This window comes from Vibrio glycogenivorans, assembly GCF_051660965.1.
Lineage (GTDB): Bacteria > Pseudomonadota > Gammaproteobacteria > Enterobacterales > Vibrionaceae > Vibrio.
On the sequence record NZ_JBPVIS010000001.1, the window covers coordinates 651628 to 675766 of the forward strand.

The window sequence follows — 24139 nt, forward strand, 5'->3', positions numbered from 1 at the left end:
AGACAGGTCAAGGTTACGCTGTACAGAGAGGTTAAAATAGCAAGACACCCATAATTTTGCTCACATACTGAAAGGCGACGTCGGTTTTTCATGGCTCTCATATAAGCGAAAAACAACTACGCCATGGGGATAGGATTCATTTTGAGATTGTAATCATTACAGCAAAGGTGCAAAGCATTCTTGCACCTACAAACAAGTTGCCTCTAACTTACTCTTCAGACAAAAGAGTCGCGCAACCATTGCGTCACCGCCTCCCGCTGCTCGCGAGGACCATTGACCTTGATCCACATCTCTTCTAGCGCTTTATCGATCGTGATCTCGCCCTCGAGTAGGGCGTTGAGCACACTGAGTTCGCTCAAAATCATCAACTCTCCAAGCGCCGGTCTGGTGTCACTAGAGTAATCATTCAGCCAGCGGTAAGGGTCGTTGGTGATGGTGGAGTAATGCCCCTCAATCACCTGATAGAAGGTGATGTTATCCACTGGCATGGTGTCTCTTAGCTGCTGGGCAAGTTGCCAGTTGAGCATCGCCGCTGGCTTTTCCATCTCTGAGATCATCTCAACATCGGTAGCGGCTTTTATTCTTGCTAGGGTAAACATGATCCCAGGGTAGTTGGGAATATCAAGCGCGCCGGCACCATCGTGGAAACCACAGGCAAAGGTATTAGTACTGGCAAGTAATACCGCAAGCCCAAGCGAAATAATACGTTTCATTACGACTCCTTAGCGACTTCCGTGTATTGGTATAACATCGCCCCCAAAATAAGGCTTTGGGGGCGATAGGTCTGGCTATTGGATTAGCCGATTACAGGGCTTCAAACTCGCTAGATGCAGAGTAAGTGACGTTACCGCCCATCACTGTGCCTTGCACTGCGATATCACGGATAGTGTTAGGCGCCACTGTTAGAGGGTTAGCGTCTAGCACTACGAAGTCGGCGTATTTGCCTGCTTCTAGGCTACCGGCAACCTCTTCCATACCAAACTGGTAGGCAGCATTGGTGGTGTACGACTCCAGAGCTTGGTGTGGAGTGATAGCTTGGTCTGCGCCAATCACGCGGCCTGAGGTTGACTCACGCATTACCGCAATCTGCATGTTAAGCAGCGGGTCGATATCAGACACCGGCTTGTCATTGTGCATGGATGGCTTAAGACCAGCCTCATAGGCGTCTTTCATCGCACTCATACGCTGAGCGCGTTCTGCACCAAGGGTGTGCTCGTAATGTAGGTCACCCCAGTAGAACACGTGCGTGGTGAAGAAGGTTGGGTTGGTCTGCAGCTCGGCCATGCGCTCGATCTGCTCTGGGCGCGTGTACTGAGCGTGGATCAGCTGTGGGCGGATCTCATGGTTACCGGTTTTCTGCTGTGCATGCTCAATCGCATTCAGCGCCATATCCGTCGCGCCATCACCATTGGTGTGGAACGCTGGCCACAAGCCATGTCCATAGATATCAAGCATCTGCTGATTAAAGAACTCTTGAGTGCCTTGCGCGCCGCCGCTGCCGTATGAATCATCGTAGTAACCTTCTGTCAGGTTACCGGTGCCGCCTTGGATTGAGCCATCAGTCCAGGTTTTAACGAAAGGTACGGTAAACAACTCATTCTCGTGCTCAGCAATGGCTTCCACCAGCTGATCAAAGTCCGCTGCAGCAGAAGAGAGACCGCCCACAATACGGGTAGCAAAGCCCTCTTGCGATGTCGCCTCAGATAGAGTCGTCAGAATGCCTTGGTTCATCACACTGAAATCCGATGCCGTCGTGATCCCCATCGCCGCGCGCTGCTGCGCAGCCACTGTGGTGGTGTACGCATTCGCGGTTGGATAGTTAGTCACCATAAAGAGCGCCGGCTGACCTGATAAGAAACCGGTTAAGCGACCATTCTCGTCTTTCTCGAAGTAGCCACCCTGTGGGTCAGGCGTATTCTCGTCAACACCGGCAATCTCGAGTGCTTTACTGTTAACGAAACCACCGTGGCCACTCAGGTGGTAAACGACCACAGGAACATCAGGGAACAGCTCGTCCAGCTCATCAATATGTGGCCCACGCTCTTCTTCATAAAGGGTTTGGTCTGCACCAAAGGCTTGTACCCAACCGTCGTCATTCGGCTCAGCCTTAGCGAGTTGCTGCATAGCCTCAGCAAGTGTTGGGTTGGTAAAAGGCGCGACATCGGTGATCACAGAGGTGGCACTCGAGAGGAAGATATGATCATGGGTCTCAAATAGACCTGGGATAACGGTTTGATTATTCAAGTCAACCGCCGCCACACCCTTGCCGACCACTGCACGCACTTCTTGCTCGGTACCGACCGCTAGGATACGACCGTTGCTGTAGGCCATCGCTTGCGCTGAAGGCTGATCTGGGTTCATGGTGATGATGTCGGCGTTAACCAATAGGGTCACGTCTTGGATTTGCTGCTCTGGTGCTACGTCAGCACATCCGATAAGGCCAGCCAATGCCGCTGCAATGCACGTTTTTTGAATCATTGTCATTGAAGATAACCGTTTATATTTCGAAAGTTATTTTTAAGGTGGTGTTTTCTACTTCAGCGGCGCAGAGTTCCTTTCATCCGCCATCGCATCGACTCCTGTCTTTCCGCGATTTAGGGACCAAGGTAGATTTAGGCAAGTTTAAGACTGGCATGAATAACACAACAACTGCATAATGGACGGAACTTCCGTCCAAAGGTACCTGTATGATGACCATCGACCAATTAGCCAGCTTTAAGGCCGCCTATGAAACCTCCGGCTACAGCGCGGCGGGACGGGTGATTGGTAAAGATCGCGCCACGGTTCGCGAGCACGTGATGGCGCTTGAAGACAGTATTGGCAAATCGCTATTTACAGTGGTGGGAAAAAGGCTTGAGCCAACCTCAACCGCCGATCAGCTCTACCCACGTGCTAAGCACATCACCAAGCAGATGACAGATTTTGAGCGGGTTGCATTGGCCAGCTTTGAGGCTGAGCTGAATGAGATCATCATTATTCATGAGACACTTTTACCGCTGACCTACCTTACTCATCTGGAGACCTGTATCAGCCAGCGCTTCCCGAGCATCAAAATTAAACTGCTGCATAAAAACCGCCGCGAGAGTATGCGCGCGCTAGAGCAAGGCGAAGCCCATTTTGCGCTGCTCACCGCACAGGGCGATGCTTTTCCCGGTGATGCGGTTGGGGTGTCTCATCTGGGCGTGACCCAGTTTGCGCCGTATGCACATCCAAGCTCACCGCTATTTAGCCGACCAGAGATCACTCTATTAGACCTCGCTGAAGAGATTCAATACGTGAGTGAAAACGTCGACTCGATCAACCTGAATGTTTTGAAGCACTCGAATTTTCAGCATATTGTCAGCAATAATGACCTGATCGTTAGCCTATTAGAGAGTCGTGGATGGAGCGCGCTCAATCGGCTGGATGCTAGAAAATATGAGCAGGTTGGTTGGCTTAAAGAGCTTCGCCTTAAAGAACTTCCCCAACCCTATACCATCAACATCTCACTATTTGATGCCTATGCGTTCGAGGCAAATAAGACTGCGGTTGAAGTTAAAGCCATTATCTTAGATTGCGCTAGAAAATTCCTTGCTGGCGATGTGGCCTAGCATAAGCGCAAAAAAATAATCTGACAGATTTATTTTAATAATATGACACTCAATCTCTATAATGTATTTAGTCATTAAGAGACTCTTGCCTTATTAAACCAAACTGCATGCGCAATAAGTTTTATATAAATAATAGACACCCTCTACCGCACTTGTATAATACCCATCGTACCAAACGCTAACAAAATTCGGTGGATAGTCTTTCTGTCAGGGTATTTTTAGAGTTATTATTCAATCCCTAATTATACGCATAGCATTCAGTATAATATCTATTCACATGGCATTTAACCGCCCAAAAATTCTATTTTTTGTCGGTGATTATTAAATTAACCAGCAGCAGTTTACAAGGAAAGTAAAATGGTAGTGGAGTTTGAAGAAAATCGCTCTAAATCTTATAAAGCCGCGATATCCAATTTTCCCGATGTGTGGGAACAAGACCTCGACATCATGGCAAAATACCTCAACCCTAAACCGGGAAACACGATTGCCGAACTGGGCGCCGGAAGCGGATTCTTTAGCTTTGCGATCCTAGATAAGATTCAAACCACCGGCATACTGGTGGTGATAGACCCCTCTAGTGAGCAGCTTGCACCTTTGTATGAGCACAAGGCAGACAACCTACTCATCCACTGCGCCACCGCTGAGGATGCAATCATACCCGAAGACGTGCGCCTAGATCTCATCTGGAGTCGCGGTGCTTTTCATCATGTTAAAGATAAAACTGCTGTGATGAGCAAGCTCAGAGCACAAAGTAAAGATGATGCACGTTGCGTGATTTTTGATATTTTTACCGGCAGCTCCACGGCAAAATTTTTCGACCAGTTTGTCGCACAAACCTGTACAACGGGTCATGAGGTCAGCTTCCTTAGCAAGGAGTTTGCGACCTCACTTTGTCTCAATACCGGCTGGCAGGCACCCGAGTTTATTGATATTCCTCTGCGTTGGAAATTTAATCGTAAAAGCGATATTGGTGTGTTTATTTCCCAATTACTCTCAACAAAGCCAGGCGTAACCATAGAAGATACTACCGGTATTGCACAAGCCATCCTTGGCATTGAATATATTGATGGCAGCTTCTATTTAAACTGGCCAATGACACTGATGATTTCAAAAGCTGACTAACAGCAAGTGTCATTGCATACATGAGTCATTGTAAATAAGCCATGAGCAATTCGTCACTGTGAATGATTGCTGCCATTATTGCTGGCACATCATATAAGGTTGCTCATTCGCTTGATATTTTATTACCATCAGCCTGTAGGAGGTTGATTTTGGAACCGATTGATAACCTAGCACTGTCGAATATCCCATTTGTCGAAGAAATATTTTCATCTATCAATAATAATAACATAAAGCACTTAGCCGGAGGCCTACCGTCAGAGAGCTCTTTTCCCGTAGACCTGATTAATGAGCACGCAAGCCAATTACTGACTGAGCGCAGCCTTTACCAATACTCATCACCGTCGGGTTATCAGCCGCTGATCGATCATCTGTCTCAACAGTATCGGCTTAACACTAAGCAAGCGCTGATGATCAGCAATGGCGCGCAGCAAGGACTCGACCTGATTTGTCGCACCTTTCTCCAGCCAGGGTGCAAGGTTGCTGTTGAAACCCCATGTTTTCCGGGCTTAATCCAGGTTTTGAGGCTGGTTGGGGCTGAGATCATTGAAGTCAATTCGCTCAGTTGGGCATCTTCCGTTCAATCTGTCTTTGCTACTCATCGCCCAAAGCTCTTTTTTGCCGTCCCTGATTTTTCTAATCCAACCGGACTCGCCTGGTCTCAAGAGCAAAGAGAGCATGTTGCCAAGCTGTGTATCGAGCACGATGTGGTGTTGGTTGAAGATGCTCCCTATCGAGAGATCCGCTACTCAGGTCAAGCATCACCTTTAGTATCAGACTACTGCCCTAGTCACTCGATTGTACTGCGCTCATTTTCCAAGACGGTGGCACCTGGGATCAGGTTGGGCGCTCTATACGGCCCAAAAGCCATGATCGCCGCAATGACCACCACCAAGCAGATTACTGATGTGCACTCATCCGTCCCGCTGCAGAGCGTGTTGCTAGGGCTACTCAAAGACCCGCGCTTCCCTGCCCATTTAGAGACCACTGTTAACCAGTATCGACACAAACACCAAATAGCCGCGCAAACTCTTGGTCGGTCGCTATCAAATCGCTTTAAGGTTAACAAAATTGAAGGAGGGATGTTTTTATGGATAAAAGTCCCCGCTTGCGACTCGCTCCACTTAGCCCGGTTTCTACTACAAAAACACATCGCTGTGATGCCAAGTGTGTCCTTCTACCCTTCAATGGACCATGTTGAGCCGGCGATCAGAATTAACTTTACCCGCATTAAGGAAAATGACATTGCCCCTACCTTGTCATTACTTTGTGAATCACTAAATAGCTATTTTAGTGAGGCGAATAAAAAGGACTTTATTAATGAAAAACTTATTAGTTGTTAACCCATACAGCTCTGTCGAGCATCTGTTTGGTGCATTGCATCAGAGCGAGGTTCAAATCAGCGTTATCTTTAGTAGAGAATGTTACCGAGACAGTTTCGATGTTCGCCTTGCCGATGTGATTTTTGATTGCATTGGCTACTCGGACAGGATGATGTTGAACACCCTCAAGCAGAGTGGTGAACAGTTTGACTATATTCTCTGTGGCACTGATGACTCACTGGAACTGACTGAGCTGTTGACCGAATCGCTGCTCCCCGAGTTTGCCAGTGATAAAAGCACCCTTTACAAGCGGGTCGATAAATACAATCAGCAAGAGGCGTTAAAAGCCGCAGGGCTGCCTTATGTGCCGCAAGTCGAGATCAATATCGACAACATTGATAACGCCATAGTGGAAAACCTAGCCTACCCTGTCTTTGCTAAGCCACGCTACGGTCACGGCTCCATCGGTGTCTTTCAAGCCAATAACCTCGATGAGTTGCTTGCCGGTTTTAACAAGGCGAAAGGCACCAAGATTTTCTCCGTCGATGACTATATCGTTCAAGAATTTATTGAGGGTGAGGAGTACTTCATCGACTCTTTCACGGTCAATGGCGAGCACTATATTTGCGGCGTCTGTCAGTACCGAATCAAAAACCAGTACTTTTTCCAGTCTATCGATGTAATTAATGACCCTGCCCTACTCCAGGCACTGACCGGCTTTACCGCCAAGACGCTCGATGCGATAGGCTTCCATAATGGATTTTGTCATACCGAAGTCTTCCAACTGGCAGATGGTAGTTTCCGCCTGATTGAGGCAAACCCTCGCATTAGTGGCGCTTCTGGGACCGTCAATAAACTGATGGAGTACGCTTACAACAACAGCCAAACCCAGTCTCTGGTCAACTACCTCACTTCGGAGGCGCCATTAGCTAGCCAATCGACCATGGCCAATTTTGGCTCAATCGTGATGATATACAATCAAGACAGCCCGATCCTAAACAGTACTGATATCGCTCTGTTGATTGAGAGTGCTGGCATCGAGAGCGATTGTGAAAGTGACATCGACAAACTCGACATCGCAAAATTCGCCCTGTATTTCCCCAAGGCTCAGCGAGGGTTTGACCAACCTATGCTTGAACTGATGGAGCGAGAGTATCAAGACTACGTGCAGAAAATTCGCGCTAAGGAAGCACGCCGACTAGATAGAGAAATGGCACTCACGGATTAGATTGTCACTGAAAGACGAAGGCTTACTGTCCAATGTAAGCCTTGTCTTTATGACGTTCATTAGCACAGCATTCACCGACACCGCGCTGCGAAGTCACTCGGTTTAGCCACTGACATACTGCTTCAACGTCTCGATGGAGTTACGCACATTCTCCTCACCAAACACTTCGAGAGTGGTGTGGCCATCAAAACCGACTCGTTTAAGCGCGCTGACCACCGCCTTAACATCAATCACGCCCTCGCCTATAGCTATCGGCGCCATACCACAGCCAAACATCTTGCCGCGCTGCGGGATCATCTCTTCGCCTAAATCCTTCCAGTGCACATGCTCGATGCGGCTGCCAAAGCGCTTTACAAAATCAACCGGATTGGAGCCACCAAGCCAACTGTTGCCGGTATCTAGACAGATCCCAACATGGTCTTTATGGCCCAAGCGATGCAGTAACTCTTCCATGGCATCGACATTGTCAGTGACAAAGCCATGTGGCTCCAGCAGCAGTTTTACACCCAACTCTTTTGCCCAGCGCACTGGAGTATGTAGCTTCTCTTCAATCAAAAACAGCGCCTGCTCGTCAGTGAGATTTTTACCAAATTCGGTCTTAGCATCGCCCTCGGTGGTGATCACATGCTTAATGCCCATGAAATGCGCCAGTTTCACTGCTCGAATCACCTCATATGTGCTGTAAAGCTCGGGGCTTTCTGGGTCGAGCAGATTGGCATGCGCACAGACACTGGTGAGCGTCACGCCTGCGCGCTCGGCCATCGCTCTTAGACTCGCCGGATGGGAGTCGAGACTAACGGAGGGATTAAAGCCAAACTCGACCCCAAGCGCGCCGCCATTATGGTTGTCGGTGATATCAGCGTAATCGACACCAAGGGCCTTGATCGCGTGCAGTTGATTTTCCATCACACCAAAGGGCTGAACAGCAGCAAAACATCCAAACTTCATGGTTATTCTCCTTATTTTGTGGTCTTTGCCAGCATAAAGGAGTCGAACTGCGCGATCTTGCACATATTATGATTGAAAAATTGTCCATATTAGGAGTATGCATTAATAAAAACCTCATCAACTCAATCGGATATAGTGCGAAGGGTCAGCTTAATGGAAGAGGCAATCACCTTTAGTAGCGTCAATCAAACACTCTACCCAGATACCTGCCAGCCGCTTAAACAGGCCGCAGAGCGTGGGGATATCCACTTGAGTGCGCTCGGCAGAGCCCGCTATCCTGGTACTCCGCTAAAGGACAATGACCTGCCTGGACTGCGTAGCCTAGGGGTTTGGGATGCGCGCAAGGCCCACCTGTTTGGCTTGCCGCAGCATTGTAATGAAGGGATCGAATTCTGTTTATGTGAGACAGGACAGCTCACCTTCTGCTGCGAGCAGCAGCGCTATCAACTCAGCGCCAATCAGGTCACGGTGACCCGCCCTTGGCAGCCTCATCAATTGGGCGACCCAGATATCGATGCTTGCCGCCTGCACTGGCTGATCCTTGACGTCGGGGTTCGCAGTCCCCATCAAGTGTGGAACTGGCCAGACTGGATCATCCTGGATAAAGCACTGTTGAATGACTTTACTCAGCTGCTGCGCGGCAGTGAAAAACCACTATGGTCTGGCAGTCAGGCCATTGTGCGCAGCTTTCAACTGATCAGCGAGCTATTACCCCACTACGGCTCACCAGAAACCTCCTCGCGGCTAAAGCTGCTAATTAACGAACTGCTGCTCAATCTCTACCAGAGCATTAAGTCGCACCAACCCAGATTGGATGAGCAACTCACCTCGTCTGAGCGCAGCGTGAGGTTATTTATCCAGTTACTTGAGCAAGTCCCTGAGCTTGATTGGAGTAGCGAGGACATGGCGAACTACTGCCATTTAAAATCAACCCGTTTTATCTATTATTGTAAGAAGCTGACCAACCTGTCCCCAATCCAATACCTGCATTGTTTGCGAGTCAAAAAAGCCCAGCAGGCACTGATGACAAGTTCGTCGTCAATTACCGATATCGCGCTTGATTGTGGCTTTTCATCCAGCCAATACTTTAATCGCGTGTTTAAAAAGCTCACGGGGGAAACCCCACATGAGTATCGTCAGCGCTTATCTAAAGCCCATCACTCAGAACGATTGTGATGAAAGTGCATCTATAATCACGGTCTCGATGCTCACTTAACCAAAAGGTCACCATCATGTCAGAGCCAGCTTCATCGCCCCCCAAGACCAGTAAAAACCTCGGCATACTGTTAAAGCTGGTGGCCTTTATTCGCCCCTATCGCCGCCAAGTGCTTGCCGCGATGATTGCGCTGCTGTTTACCGCGGTGATGACCTTATCGGTTGGGCAAGGCGTGCGACTGCTGATTGACAATGGCTTTAGTCAGCAGTCTCAGCATGAGCTAGAAAACGCGATCTTGTTTTTACTTGGCGTCACATTGGCTATCGCCTTTGGCACCTTTTTTCGTTTCTACCTTATCTCTTCTGTTGGTGAGCGGGTCAGTGCGGATATTCGCGCGGCGGTGTTTAATCACGTGATCAGCCTTAACCCTAGCTATTTTGAAACCCGTGGCAGCGGCGACATCATGTCACGCATTACCACCGATACTACCTTGTTGCAGAGCATCATCAGCTCATCCTTTTCAATGGCCTTGCGCAGCGTGCTGATGAGCATCGGTGCCACGATCATGCTGTTTGCCACCAATGCAAAGCTCAGTCTGGTGGTGTTAGCCGCCGTGCCGTTTGTTCTGTTGCCACTGCTGATTTACGGCCGGCGAGTTCGAGCACTGTCGCGACGAAGCCAAGACTCAATGGCGGATGTGGGCAGCTACGCCGGAGAGGCGATTGAGCACATCAAGACCGTGCAGAGTTTTAATAGTGAAGAGCATGAAAAAGTCGCGTTCTCGGTTCAGGTCGAAAAAGCCTACCAACTTGGGCGTCAGCGGGTAAAGCAGCGGGCTATATTGATTGCTGGTGTCATCGTGATTGTGTTTAGTGCTATTACTGGCATGCTGTGGGTTGGCGGCAGTGACGTGCTGGCGGGTAATATGTCCGAGGGCGATCTCGGCGCCTTTGTGTTTTTTGCTGTGATGTTGGCCAGCTCGCTGGCAACACTCTCTGAGATCTACGGCGAGCTGCAGCGCGCTGCCGGTGCCACCGAGCGCTTGATTGAGATCCTAGAGATAGACAATCCGATACAAGCACCCGATAACGCAGCGACGCTCACCCAGCATGACGAGGTCACCTTTGATAACGTGTCGTTCTACTACCCGACTCGACCTGAATATAAAGCCATTCAACACTTCTCTCTTAAGGCGCAAAAAGGCAAAGTGCTGGCGCTCGTAGGCCCCTCTGGTGCGGGCAAAACCACCCTGTTTGAGCTACTGCAACGCTTTTATGATCCGCAAGAGGGCGCTATCACGCTTGGAAACACGGATATCCGCGAGCTATCTCCTCAAGCGCTGCGCCAGCATATGGCGCTGGTGCCGCAGCAGCCGGCGCTATTTAGCAACGATGTCTTTTACAATATTCGTTATGGCACGCCGGAGGCGACTGACGAGCAGGTGATTGAGGCGGCTAAAAAAGCGCACGCCCATCACTTTATCGAGCAGCTCGCCGAGGGGTATCACAGTTTTTTGGGCGATAGAGGCGTGAGACTCTCTGGTGGTCAACGTCAACGGATTGCGATCGCACGGGCGATCCTACGCAACCCGGATATTCTGCTGTTAGATGAAGCCACCAGCGCCCTGGACAGCGAGAGTGAACATCATGTTCAGCAAGCCCTTGACGAGCTAATGCGCGATCGAACCACCTTGATCATCGCGCATCGCCTGGCAACCATTCAACATGCTGATCAGATAGCGGTCATGGATCAAGGCCAATTGATTGATCTGGGAGATCACGCCACTCTGCTTAGTCGATGCGAGCTTTATCAGAGACTGGTAGAACTACAATTTAAGCAGCATCGGGACTAGTTGATTGGAATGCTATTTCCTTTTTCCCACAACCTAGCCCGCTCCATTTATTAACCTCACACCATCACTAACAATTTGCCCTAAATAATTAGAGCAAAAGTTCAATTAAGGCCAATTCGCACAGCGTACAATAAAAATAACAACTCAGAAATACACAAGATAACCAAACCTCAGCAAGGTCTAATTATCTCCTCCCATAAAAACAGCAACCAAACCACAGAGTAAAACTCTAAAAAATCATTAAATAGCGTACCAGACATGTAGAGAAAAACATCATAATAACTAACCAATAGACACCAAATTGCCCAGAACAAACCATACAAATCAACAACTTGAGAGGAAAGTCTTAGTTAGATGAGTTTAAATTCCATTAGATTTATATAAGGAAAGCACATTATTTATCAGAACTATATAGTAGAACCACCCCACCAAATATTGATAAAGGTTATCATTTCAATTCAGACACCATCTAATATATCGCATAGAGTCCTATTTAATTCATAGCCCTTATGTACAAAATAAACAAATTAAATAAGCATATTATTATCATTAATAGATGCTTATAGATGAATAAAGCTCACATCTACAAATTAATTCCCTCGCTAAACTCCGACACACTATTAATTACATTTCGATTCAATTAACGTATTACAACACCAAATTGTAACTAGTTTGATATCAATTTATACAAGGAGTGTGTATTCGTATGTCAAATTACCGAAGAAAATTCGGCGCCCTGCTCAAACTCGCCCCAATTGGGCTGATATTGACGGTCAGCGGCGCTTATGCCAACACCGAATGGGTCGAGGTCGACTCGGTTGGGTATCAGTATCCAGAAATGCTAAGACGCTCGCCGTATAAGGTCGAGGTCACCCAACATGGCAGTGAAATCGAGAGTTTTTATTGTCACCATTGGACGTCATCATGGTCAAATAATGCGGCATGGGCGCAACAGGTTGCGAGCTGCATCAACAAAAACAGTCAGACTATTGTCGCGGGCAACTTCAATAACAATGGCGATGTCTACACCTCAAAGCATGAATCTGATAACCGCATTTGGGCGCCCGATACCAGCTATGGCTACAAGCTCCACTCTAATGCATTAGATATGGTTGAGATCACCCACTTGCAATCGCAATATAATGGGCTGACTCCCAGCACCCCGATCCGCGTTGAGCTCAAACGTGGGTCACTCACCAGCGAGTCGTTCGACTGTGAACTCTCCTCGCAGCAGTGGTCTTCCCAAGAGAATTGGTCATTTGCACTTGGTAACTGTATCAACAGCGAGAGTAATCTGCTCACGGTTGGTCAAATCGACTTCCCATCCGGTACATTCTCACCAACTTTTGAGCCCCAGCGCAACCGTGTACTCGCGCCGAGCAGCGATTACAAGCTGCAGTTATCCTCAATTGAAGCGACACTCACGCTGAACGCACCAGCCAAACCTTTTGGCGTTGAGGCAGAGACCACCAAGGTCACTATCGTTGGGACTGACTCCACCAAAACAGTCTCAATGGCCTGGAACGAAACTAAGCTGCTTGAGCTCAATTTTGACAGTTACCAGATTTACTTTGGTTATCAATATGACGCCGTCCCTGCACCAACCAGTCGCTCGGTTGTTCTGGATAAGAACAGCCGCACTCAGGAACTCTCATGGCAGATGCGCTCAACCAGTGAAGTGGGCAATGTGGTGCTCGCCGAAACCTGTCAGCGCTGTCATGGTGAAGACTCGTACCGGCTTAACAAGGAGAGCTATGCCGAGCGTTGGTTTGCGCTCGGCTTTGATGGCTTGGTCGCCACGGTGGATAGAATGTCAGCTCAGTGCGACGACGTCTGCGCCCAACAAACGGCGCGCACACTATGGCTCGATCGCTGGGGAGCGTATAACCCGCCTGAACTGCCGGGAGAGGGTCAGCCTGCTTATGGCGACGCACCAAAAGCGATCCTTTCCCCGCTTGCTCAACCGACCGATTCGTCGTTGCAAGTCAGCTTTACCTACACCAGTGGGGGACACGATCTCACCTGGGCACCGGTTACCGGCGCTCACCAACAGCTGTGGTGGGGGGATGTTAGCCTCGAAGAGGCGCGCACGATCCTTGAAAGTGGTCAGCCAGCCGATGAGGCTTGGCATCTAGAGCAGATGCAGACCGCAGAGCGGATTGGAAACTACTACTCCAGCGTTGTGCGTGGTTTCTTTGTTCCAGAGGTCACTGGCGACTATCACTTGTATATCGCCGGCGATGATCATTATGAGCTCTACTTTGGTAATAGCTTAGCTTCAATGAGCAAAATAGCAGGCCGCAACTCATCGACCGGATTTAATCAGTGGGACAGATTTGCCGAGCAAAAATCGTCATTGCAACACCTCATCAAGGGCGAGCTCTATTACCTCGAAGCGCTGTATATGGAAAATGCGGGTAACGACCATGTTAGTGTTGGCTTGCAATTAGAAGATGGAAACATTGAGGTTATTGCCGCGCCGCTGCTTGGTAGCATTAACTATATGCCTGATGATGGCTACCCAAGACTGGCGTCACACGCGGTTGACTATCGCTATCTTCAACCCGAGCCAAGCGCTTGGAAGCGGCTTAAACTTGAGGACTTGGATCAGCGGACTGCTACCCTCAAGCTTGAGTTTGGCGGTGAGATTGAGGTCAGAATCGTCAGCTTCGACCAGCAAGGTGGGGTCACCTATTCTGAGTCTGAATTGATTACGGTCGATACCTTAGCAACCTCGTCGGTAAGCAATCAATCACTTGAGCTGTATTGGAACTTCGATAGCCCAGATGTATTCCAAGTGCGTGATCACTCCGGTCATCAGCGCCATCTGCCGCTGGTGTCACAACGCTTTACGCCGCAAGGTGTGGTGGGCGAGGCCTTGCTGCCAAACAATGGCCGTCAAGATTATTTCCTCAGTGATGAGCAGAAGATGGACCTGAACACCGATGGCATGTCGGTGTCTTTCTGGACCTATGCCGTCAACACCTCTGGTCAACAAAATAAACTGTTCGAGACTCAATACGGCTGGTTTAGCCGCTTCCTCTGGGGCACAACCTTCCGCATTGGTCCAGATCCGGATAAACAACGCTTCTCTATCGGCAACTTCCCACTTAACCAGTGGGTGCACGTTGTTTATACCCGTGAATCAAGTGGGCAAGCCGTTCTTTACTTAGATGGAGTGAAAGTCGCTAGCGGTATTCACAACCTTGATATTGAACTGCCTAATCTGGCAATGAATGCTAACAGTAGCTCGGGCAAAATCGATGAGACCCGTATCTATAGCCGTGTGCTGAGTCCGGCGGAAATCCTGGCACTTCACCAGATGGCGGATAACTCGGGCCTTGATTCTGTCGATGATAATGATGGTGGTGATGGATCTCTACCGCCGATTGCCGACATGGATGGCGCACAAATCTATCAGGCGCTTAACTGTAACTCTTGCCATGGCGCTGATGGCCGTGGGCCAACACCTATCATCGACTCGCTCTATCGTGAGGATATCCTCGACCTAATCTCGACGACCATGCCGTACGGAAAGGTAGGCTCTTGTGACCTTGAGTGTGCACAGAAGCTGTATGACTGGATGTATCCGACCTTTATTGGTGGCGGTGGGGGCAACCCACCAGTTGGAGGCAGTGATACGGGCCTCGATCATTTAGTTGATCACTGGGAGGCGCGTGGCTATCTGTACAAGCTCACCGAGAACCTGGTCAGCCGTCAGCCAACCGACGAGGAACTGACCGAGGTTGATCAATACGGCGCGGGTGCGCTTGAGGGTATCCTTGACCAACTACTCGAGGAACAGGGTTACCTTAACCGGATCGAGGAGATCTATAACGATCTGTTACACATGCGTAAAACGCCGAATGTGCGCAGCTATGCCCGCAATATTGCCAGCAGTAATGGCGGTCACTATGAGTGGTATGAAGAGTACGCCAATGGCGATACCTCGCTACGCAACTACTTACGCAACGAAACCAATGCAGCGCTGCAAGGTGAGGCCTTAGCCCTGATCCGTTTTGTGGTGGAGAATAACCTACCGTTTAATGAGATCCTCACCGCCAATTACACCATGGTCAATGCGTTCTCGGCGCATTATTACGGCGTACAGGGACAGGCCTATTTCCGCAGCTTGGATGATCCGGCTTACCCTGAGGCGCCATGGGACCCAAAAGATTATCAAATGGTCAATCTTGGCTACCCTCATGCCGGGGTGGTATCAACACCAGCCTATTTGATCACCTACCCAACCACGGCTACTAATATCAACCGAGCCCGCTCGGCGACCTTCTACGCTAAGTTTTTGGATACCGATATTATGGCGATTGGCGGTTCACGACCTAGTAGTGACGATTTAGAGGCGGCTAATGCCACGCTTGCCAATCCGGCATGTACTGGGTGCCACTCGGTCATGGATCCGGTCGCTTCTGCGTTTAAGCACTGGGTTGGTGAGACCTACATCAACTACAAGTCGTTATTGAGCGAAAAAGACTGGCCGTTATCGACCCTGCTTCCGCTGGCATTTAATGGCGAGAGCGCTGACTACTATGAGTCGCAACCTCTACCTTGGTTAACTGAGAGAGCGGCACTAGACCCAAGGTTTGCGCGTGCGACCGTTAAGCACCTGTTCTTACCGATCACAGGTCATGAGCTGATGAGTGCGCCAATTGAAGGAGCAAGCGATACTGAGGTTGGTGCTTATCAGCGCCAGCAACAGGACATCAGCAAGCTGGCCGAGCGCTTTATTGCCGGTGGCTATCAGCTCAAAGCACTGACAAAAGATCTCTTGCTCTCAGAGTACGCGCCGCGCTTTAACCGCTTTGGTGGCACGCGTCGTTTGCTCACCCCAGAGCTACTGGATCGTAAAGTCAGCAGTTTATTCGGCCGAGAGTGGCGCTATCGTGGTGGCACACAGTGGCTGTCGCGTGACGCCGATAAACTCAACTTGATGTACGGCGGGACCGATGACAGCTCAGTGACCGAGCGTGATTATCGTCTCAATGGGGTAAGTGCAGCGGTGCAAAACTTCTTTGCTCATGACTTTGCTTGTCAAATCGTGCCATTCGAGTTCTCGCAACAGCCTGAGAGTCGGCGCATATTCAGCGAGCTCGCACCTGACGGGTATCGTCAGCGTATTGAGCTTGAGGAGGGTGAGCTTGAGGGGGCTGTAGTCGAGTCAAGCTACCCGCATTACACGGGCACGGGTTCCGTGTATATGACCAGTAAGGGGCAGAGTGTCACCCATCAGGTAAACCTAGCTCACGCTGATCAATACCAGCTGAACATCAGCTATAAAACCAATACCGATCCAATACGCTACCTAGAGCTATGGATCGACGGTGAGTTTGTTCAGGAATTGGTGCTGGAGCGCTCCTTCGGTGGCGGGCGCTGGCGCAACGCTATCGTTGACCCAATCTACCTCACGGCTGGTCAACACCAAGTTCAGCTCGTCAAAGCCACTAACGGTCATAACATACTGCTGGATAATATTAGCTTCAGACCGCTCACGGTCGATGAAGAGCGCGTCCGTCAGTTATTAGCAGACCTACATTGGCGCTTCTATGGCGAAGAGGTTGATGTCAACGATGAACAGGTCGAGCGTGCCTATCAGTTGTTGCGTTATGCCCAACAAGTTGGCCAGCGTGAAGTCTATGAGCGTAGTGTCGATTATCGCCTTGATACCGATTGCTGGGCCTCACAGCACCTGCGTGGAGAGGATGAGATCGTCATTAATGAACACGTTGGCGTTGATACACACTATTACACCCGAAGCTGGATAGCGGTAATGACTTACCTGCTCCAAGACCAGCGCTTCTTCTACGAATAAACACGAGGGATCAAATGATGCAAAGAAGAAACTTCGTAAAAGCACTGATTGCGGGTGGCGCCTATCTACAACTTGGTGGGCTGAGCCTCGCTTGGGCCGCACAAACTAGCGATCACTACTTTGTTAATATTCTTGCAGGCGGCGGCTGGGATACCACGTCACTGTGTGACCCCAAGGGGGATATTCTGCACAGCGAGAGCCGTGGCGTGATCAATAAGTACTCTGTCGATGCCATCCGTCAGGCCGGGCGTCTGCGCTATGCGCCCCTACTCGACCCTGATTACACCGGCGTTGATCAGATTGATGCGTTCTTTCAAAACCATTACTCCGATATCCGTGTGTTCAATGGCGTCAATGGTGGGACCAATGCCCACCCGGTTGGCCAGCGGCTTAATCGCTCAGGTGACAGTGGCACTAGCCAGCCCGATACCGCAGCCTTGATGGGCGCCTTGAAAAAAGAGACTAAGCCTTTGGCTTACTATCTTGGCTCAGGCAGCACCACAACGGCAGGCACCGTGGCAGCGACACGACTGAGTGATGTGTCTATCCTGGATAAGTTGGCTAATCCGAATCGCTATCTCTCCGACACGATTGGCGCAGAGATCGCCGCCCAGCATCAGCTTTCCAGCGCCGCGACTCAAGCGGCACTGCAGACCAATGCTGACCATCAGGCGATGAGTGAATACCTTGAGGGGCACGCCAATGCCGGGGAGCTTAATCCTTTATTAGATGCGTTGCCCTCTAATCTGTCCTCTGGCAGCTTAAAGGAAGCAGAGATCGCCGCCGCCGCATTTGGTTCAGGGATGTCCAATAGCGCCCTTATCACTATTGGTGGCTTTGACACTCATGGGAGTAATGACTCAAGGCAACACAGCTCTCTCATGAAGTATTTTGCGACCGTAAATCATCTCATTACAGAGCTTGAACGCCATGGCATCGCCGATCGAACCACGATTCTGCTCAGCTCAGATTTTGGTCGTACGCCATACTACAACGTCAGTGATGGTAAGGATCACTGGACAGTCGGTAGCTCCATCGTCTGGAGCCGCATGCTGCCGGGCAATCGAGTGATTGGGGCCACCAACGGTCAGCTTAAGCCGGTTAAGATCAACTCTAAAACCCTCGAGCCTGATGAGAACGGCGTTGAGTTGACGCCGGCTCACCTCCACCTGGCGCTACGCAAACATCTGGGGATTAGTGATAGTCCGTTGGACAAGCTGTTTCCGCTTTCCACCGACTTCCTTGACCTGCTCTCCTAGTGGACTCGAAAGCTAAATAATCTTGATAAAAATCTCTCTGCGATGCAGAGAGATTTTCTTTTTTCAGCTAGGTAATCGTCTTCACTTGCATCAATACACTGTGATGATTTCACAGCGGTTCTACCAAGCTAAACACAAGCCTTTGGTTCAAAAGTTGAGGGAGGCTCGGCAGCCGTATCAAGCTTAAATGGTCCTCAATCTGCCATCGAGAGTGACAAAAATAGTCTACGCTAGTCCAAGGTTCCCCGCGCCAAACAGGACAGCTAGTATGACTTCCCCCTCAAACAACAACGCTACCGACCCTGAGTCAGAGCTCACAAAACACACTTTTTCTCTCACCCGTTGTTGCGGCCTAGTCTTGGTTGTGGCCAGCCTCGCACTCGCTGGGTGTGATGATGGCGGTGATAGCAGCAGTGACGACATCATTATTGGTGAAGAGGGTGAGGTCGGTGAAGAGGGCGATCGTGGTGGCATTGTGGGCGATCAAGGGGATACCGGTGACGTAGGAGATGAGGGGCCTGTCGCCGGCGGTCCAGGGGATACTGGCGATGTCGGTGACCAAGGACCTATCGTTGGCGGGCCTGGCGATACCGGCGATGTCGGTGACCAAGGACCTATCGTTGGCGGGCCTGGCGATACCGGCGATGTCGGTGACCAAGGGCCTATCGTTGGTGGTCCTGGCGATACCGGGGATGTTGGTGACCAAGGGCCTATCGTTGGCGGGCCTGGTGATACTGGCGATGTGGGTGACCAAGGGCCTATCGTTGGTGGCCCTGGCGATACCGGCGATGTCGGTGATGAGGGGCCAATTGGTGGCGATGGCTGTGTGGGTGATGATTGCGACGATAACCAACCACCAAGCCTGCGTCTTTCGGTGAGCAGCACCTCCCTCGAGCACTACCAAGAGCTGCAGATTGAAGCCGACGCCAGTGACCCAGACGGCGCCATCAAAGCGGTGCGATTTATGCTCGATGGTTATGAACTACAAACCCTCACCCAAGCGCCCTATACCCTTAGCTACGTGCCACCAGTTGGTGAGCAGGTATTCAGTGCCGTGGCCGTCGATAATGACGGCGCAGCATCCGATGAAGATGTCGAGACCGTCTCTGTGGCACCTCTGGTGTGGACAGCTGAGAGCGGCCCCAACAGTGTCCGTTCGTTGAATGTGAATACCCAGCATCCCTACTTGTTTGTTGATAGTGAGCTGATTACTCAGATTCTCTCGGCTGGGAAAGCAGACGATCGAAGTCGCCTGAATAGTTTGATGAGTAGTTATTATACCCCAAGCGGCTCTGACACTTACGCTTGGGTCGAGAACAAGGTGATTAACTTCACCAGTATGGATCAGTTTATTGATGCCTCAATGTACTATGGAATGGAGGCCAATTTTAACCCCAGCGACAATGCCAAAAACCACGCTCATGCTTTTGCCTTAGCCTTGCTCGAGTACCCAGCAATTTGGGGTAACGATGGCCCACCACGCGGCCGGCTGTTTGCGCTCGGTGCGATTTATGACTGGGCCTATGATGAGCTTTCGAGCAGTGAGCGCCGCCTTTTGCGCGCAGCAATCCTAGAGCAGGCCGATTATGTCGATGAAAAGTGGAGTTATTTCTCTAGCCCTGCCTACAGCGGCGGGCACAGTCGTAAGGCGAACATCACCGCCTTGGCGGCGCTGCTGGCCATATTCCACGACATCAGCCAAGACAGCAGCGACATGCAAAGTCGCTACTATGAGCTACTCGCCATTGTGGTAAATAACTTTGAGTCTGGCTATAACCCCTTCCTTGCCTGGACATCGCGCAACGGTGGTAGCGAGAAAGCCTACAGCTACTCCACCAGCTACGGCTCTCTGGATGTCAATCTGATGTGGGAGTACGCCACCAATGAGAGCTCATGGCTCACCGAGGTCGATGCCGATCAGTTCTATCGTTACCTCTACGGCATTCGTAACCTAAACGGCTGGTCAGCCTACAACAGCGGCGGCTACTACAACTTCCCATATCACGGCGACAGTTGGGGCACCGATTACTCGCGCCAGTTTCAGGGCTTTCCGATGCTGGTTGCGTCAACCTTCTTTGACAATGGCTATGCCCAGTGGCTCTATGACTCGCTCTCTCAGACTAATTTCTACTGGCATATCCTCTACGCCGACCCAAGCCCAATTAGCCCGGTTAATCCCTCATCACTGCCGCTCTCGCGCCACTTCTATAACTCAGGTCAGGTGGTGATCCGTGACTCTTGGGATCCGGCCAAAAATACCTTAACCGTCTTCAAGTCGACCTCGTTTAACTCGATCAACCACCACCATCTTGATAGCAACGCCTTCACGATTTACTACAAAGGACCGCTGGCGATCGACTCTGGTGGCTATAACATCATGGGCGCCTATGCGAGCAAGCACTGGTGGAACTACTACACCCGCAGTATCGCCCACAACACGATTTTGGTGTACGACAAGACCGAAGATTTTCGCTCTGTCCCGACTCACGGACAGCGCTCCAATGATGGCGGCCAGCGCTATCGTCAATGGGATATCTACCCGACACTTGAGGATGTGAAAGCTGGGGGGGCCAGTCACATCACCGGGATTGTGTATTACGAGGAGCAAGGTGATTACACCTACACCATGGGCGATGCAACAGAGGCCTACAGCAGCCACAAGCTAGCCCTTTATCAGCGTCATCTCGTCTCTCTGCGTAACCACTCCGGCTCTCACCCCGTTGTGCTGGTTTACGATGTGGTGGAGTCGACCGATGCCGACTACAGCAAAACCTACTTGCTGCACAGCGTCAATCAGCCCACCAAGCTCAGCGCGGCCAACACGGTGCGCGTCACCATCGACACCGGCGTGGACGATGAAGATATTGCCAGTCTGTATCAACAAACCCTGCTACCGCTCGATAGCCAGGTTGCGATTGTCGGCGGGGATGGCGCAGAGTTTTTGGTCTATGACGACGGCAGCTGCGCCGGTAACAGCAATTGCACCCCGGACAGTCATAACTATGTCGAGGATCGCGGGACGGGTAACAACACCGGCAACAAATTAGCTCTGCTCGAAGCGGGAGAATGGCGCATTGAGGTCACACCTAGCTATAACAGCATTGAGGACCGCTTTCTCAACGTGCTCACAATAGCCGATGGCAGCTCGAGCTCTGGTCAAGCGGATGCGCTTTACCTTGCCGGCTCAGAGCTTGATGCGGCGCTTATCTCGGCGAGCGATGATCAGCACACCTTGGTGGTCTTTGCCAAGCAGCAAGATGATCTCAATTCATCGATTGGGCTAGATGTAGTAGAAAATCAGACCTACTCCGATGTGCTGTTTGTCGGTTTGCGGCCCCATACTCGCTATCAAGTTACGGACAGCTATGGCACGCTCGCGATCAAACAAGACAGTCAAGGGCGCTTTTACAGCAGCTCCCAGGGCACCCTGTACTTGTCACAGCTGGATGTGCTCGACTCCGACCAATAGCCCAACATGGTGTATTGCCAGGTTCCCAGGTTGCACTAATGATCGGTAGGGTTACCCATAGGCCAATAACCCTAAAAGTGGAATCTACCTATGGGTTTGATTGCACTTTTAGCGAGTCGTTGCGCTCAGTTAGGTTTGGCTGCGCGATTATGACTGAGTCTGAAGGCGCTTGAGATGAGCCAATACGCAGCGCAGCGTGCCGTAATCGTATTGCTCATTCAGCTCATCAAACAAAGGTTTAAGCTTAAACTCTTCGAGTGCATTGAGCCTGTCTGCAGCCTGAGCAATATTCGCAACCTCATCATTGCTTAGACTGACCAGTTGGTCTAACTGACAGGCGCCACTCTCGATCGCCGCGCTCAAGTGGCTATAAACAGTGGTTGTCTTAAGCTCTCTTAGCTGCGCGACCTCATCAATGCTGTTGTGCGCTTGGAAAAGCTCAAGTGACTTCTGCTCGGTCTCAGATAGAGCGCGCACCTCAGCCGGCTTTTGCTCAACCACGGCAAGCAACTGCTCACCATATTTCTCGATCTTAGCCTCACCAAAGCCGGAGATCTCGCTGAGCTGTATTAAACTCTTAGGTCTTAATTTCGCCACGGTTTTCAAGCTTGCATCGTGGCAAATTACATAAGCAGGCACATTTTGCTGCTTGGCCAAGTCAGAACGTACCGCCTTGAGCGCTTCAAACTGTTTCAGATCAGAAGCGGAAAGGTCTATGGCAGTCGATTGGCTCGATGAAGACTTTTTCGCCTTGGCTTTTCTTAGCTCGCGCATCTGTACTTGCTGCTCACCCTTTAGGATCGCACGGCACTGCGGGGTAAGTTTGAGACTGTGGTACTCCCCTTCTACCCTGAGATAGTTCATCGCGATCAGCTGACGAAACACCCCTTTCCATTGGTTTGCGTTGAGCTCCGTTCCGATGCCAAAGGTGGAGACCTTATCGTGACCAAAGCGCGTCATGCGCTCATCGGCTTTACCGAGTAACACATTGGTCAGATAGGTAACGCCAAAGCGCTGATCGCAGCGATACACCGTCGATAAGGCTTTTTGCGCCGCCTGAGTGCCATCCCAGGTTTGTGGTGGTGAGAGACAGTTATCACAGTTTCCGCAAGGGCGCTCGAGTGTCTCGCCAAAATACCCAAGCAAGGTTTGGCGGCGACAGGTGATCAGCTCGCAGTAGCCAAGCAGCGCATTGAGCTTTTGCACCTGCACCTGCTTATAGGCTTCACTGCCCTCAGAGTTCTCGACCATTTGACGCTGCATCACCATATCCTGCATGCCGTAGGCCATCCAAGCATTGGCTGGCTCACCATCACGCCCGGCACGACCGGTTTCCTGATAGTAGGACTCGATACTTTTCGGCAGGCTCAAGTGGGCGACAAAGCGCACATCGGGCTTATCGATCCCCATGCCAAAGGCGATGGTTGCAACAATAATCACCCCTTCCTCACGCAAAAATCGCTGCTGGTGGAGATTGCGCTGCTCAACGGGCAGACCCGCGTGATACGGCAGCGCGACTCGCCCTTTATCAACCAGCCATTGCGCTATCTCTTCGACCTTTTTACGCGATAAGCAATACACCACCCCAGCATCGTTGGGATGCTCTTCACTGATAAAGCGCCATAGGTCATTCTTTGCGTTCGATGGCTCGCTGACATGGTAGCGAATATTGCTGCGATCAAAGCTGTGAACAAACACCTCGGCCTGCTCCAGAGCAAGCTGACTGATGATTTCACCTCGAGTTCGCTCATCCGCCGTTGCGGTTAATGCAATTCGCGGCACATCGGGAAAACGCTGATGCAACACCGATAGCTGTTGATACTCAGGTCTGAAATCGTGCCCCCACTGGCTAACACAGTGCGCTTCATCGATAGCAAACAGGGAAATATGACACTGAGACAACAGCGCCAATGTTTGCTCCATCATCAATCGCTCTGGAGCGATATACAAAAGCTGGATCTCGCCGCGTCGAAGTAAGTCTTCCACCTCACGCTGCTCATAGCTGCTCAAGGTAGAGTTAAGATAAGCCGCGGCCACACCCACCTGATGCAAGGCATCAACCTGATCTTTCATTAGCGCAATCAGTGGCGACACCACAATCCCGACCCCGTGACGCACAATCGCAGGGATCTGATAACAGAGTGACTTACCGCCACCGGTTGGCATGAGAGTCAGGACATCCTGGCCGGAAACTAGGGTATCGATGATCGCTTGCTGCTGATGACGAAAGTGGTCATAGCCAAAGGTGGATTTTAAGACATCAAGAGGGGTTGGATTCACGTCGCGCTTACTCATAATCAAAACCAATGCTCACCATCCTAGCGGATATTTAACGAAACTTTGACGATTATTAGTCGTAATTAGTGAGA

General features: G+C 50.5%; 13 protein-coding genes. 9 read left to right on the top strand and 4 right to left on the bottom strand.

Annotated elements, in window-relative coordinates; all coding sequences use genetic code 11:
* Positions 1 to 215: 215 nt before the first annotated feature.
* Positions 216 to 713, bottom strand: coding sequence for a hypothetical protein (locus tag ACSTTG_RS02990; protein WP_438473742.1), 498 nt, complete (start codon positions 711 to 713; stop codon positions 216 to 218).
* A 91-nt stretch (positions 714 to 804) separates the two neighbouring features.
* Complete coding sequence (locus ACSTTG_RS02995; RefSeq protein WP_438473743.1) at positions 805 to 2484, bottom strand: amidohydrolase; 1680 nt, start codon at positions 2482 to 2484, stop codon at positions 805 to 807.
* Between the two features lie 203 nt (positions 2485 to 2687).
* On the opposite strand from ACSTTG_RS02995, the gene ACSTTG_RS03000 reads away from it, so the two are divergent.
* The 4 genes from ACSTTG_RS03000 to ACSTTG_RS03015 all read left to right on the top strand — a co-directional run bounded on the left by ACSTTG_RS03000 (position 2688) and on the right by ACSTTG_RS03015 (position 7259).
* A complete protein-coding gene (locus ACSTTG_RS03000) occupies positions 2688 to 3590 on the top strand; it encodes a LysR family transcriptional regulator (RefSeq protein WP_438473744.1) in 903 nt (300 codons plus the stop codon).
* Between the two features lie 357 nt (positions 3591 to 3947).
* Positions 3948 to 4712 (top strand): class I SAM-dependent methyltransferase, encoded by a 765-nt coding sequence (locus tag ACSTTG_RS03005; protein WP_438473745.1) that lies wholly within the window; start codon positions 3948 to 3950, stop codon positions 4710 to 4712.
* Positions 4713 to 4861: 149 nt separating this feature from the next.
* The gene (locus tag ACSTTG_RS03010) at positions 4862 to 6052 is read left to right on the top strand and encodes an aminotransferase-like domain-containing protein (RefSeq protein WP_438473746.1); all 1191 of its coding nucleotides are present in this window, start codon (positions 4862 to 4864) and stop codon (positions 6050 to 6052) included.
* Entirely contained in the window at positions 6030 to 7259 is a 1230-nt protein-coding gene (locus ACSTTG_RS03015) for an ATP-grasp domain-containing protein (protein ID WP_438473747.1), read from the top strand. Before ACSTTG_RS03010 ends, ACSTTG_RS03015 begins: the two co-directional genes overlap by 23 nt.
* Before the next feature lie 102 nt (positions 7260 to 7361).
* On the opposite strand, the gene ACSTTG_RS03020 is transcribed toward ACSTTG_RS03015, so the two are convergent.
* A complete protein-coding gene (locus tag ACSTTG_RS03020; RefSeq protein ID WP_438458965.1) occupies positions 7362 to 8207 on the bottom strand; it encodes a sugar phosphate isomerase/epimerase family protein in 846 nt (281 codons plus the stop codon).
* A gap of 153 nt (positions 8208 to 8360) precedes the next feature.
* Between ACSTTG_RS03020 and ACSTTG_RS03025 the strand changes: the two genes are divergently transcribed.
* From ACSTTG_RS03025 to ACSTTG_RS03045, 5 genes are all read left to right on the top strand, one after another.
* Positions 8361 to 9383, top strand: coding sequence for a helix-turn-helix transcriptional regulator (locus ACSTTG_RS03025; protein WP_438473748.1), 1023 nt, complete (start codon positions 8361 to 8363; stop codon positions 9381 to 9383).
* Between the two features lie 56 nt (positions 9384 to 9439).
* On the top strand, positions 9440 to 11215 hold the full coding sequence (locus ACSTTG_RS03030) for an ABC transporter transmembrane domain-containing protein (protein ID WP_438473749.1): 1776 nt from the start codon (positions 9440 to 9442) through the stop codon (positions 11213 to 11215).
* A gap of 706 nt (positions 11216 to 11921) precedes the next feature.
* Complete coding sequence (locus ACSTTG_RS03035) at positions 11922 to 17042, top strand: LamG-like jellyroll fold domain-containing protein (RefSeq protein WP_438473750.1); 5121 nt, start codon at positions 11922 to 11924, stop codon at positions 17040 to 17042.
* Between the two features lie 17 nt (positions 17043 to 17059).
* A complete protein-coding gene (locus tag ACSTTG_RS03040) occupies positions 17060 to 18301 on the top strand; it encodes a DUF1501 domain-containing protein (RefSeq protein WP_438473751.1) in 1242 nt (413 codons plus the stop codon).
* A 268-nt stretch (positions 18302 to 18569) separates the two neighbouring features.
* Positions 18570 to 21770 carry a heparinase II/III domain-containing protein gene (locus tag ACSTTG_RS03045; RefSeq protein WP_438473752.1) on the top strand — a complete coding sequence of 1067 codons (3201 nt, stop codon included), beginning with the start codon at positions 18570 to 18572 and terminating at the stop codon, positions 21768 to 21770.
* A gap of 147 nt (positions 21771 to 21917) precedes the next feature.
* Here ACSTTG_RS03045 and recQ read toward each other — a convergent pair whose 3' ends face one another.
* Positions 21918 to 24065 carry a DNA helicase RecQ gene (recQ, locus tag ACSTTG_RS03050; RefSeq protein ID WP_438473753.1) on the bottom strand — a complete coding sequence of 716 codons (2148 nt, stop codon included), beginning with the start codon at positions 24063 to 24065 and terminating at the stop codon, positions 21918 to 21920.
* Positions 24066 to 24139: the final 74 nt, after the last annotated feature.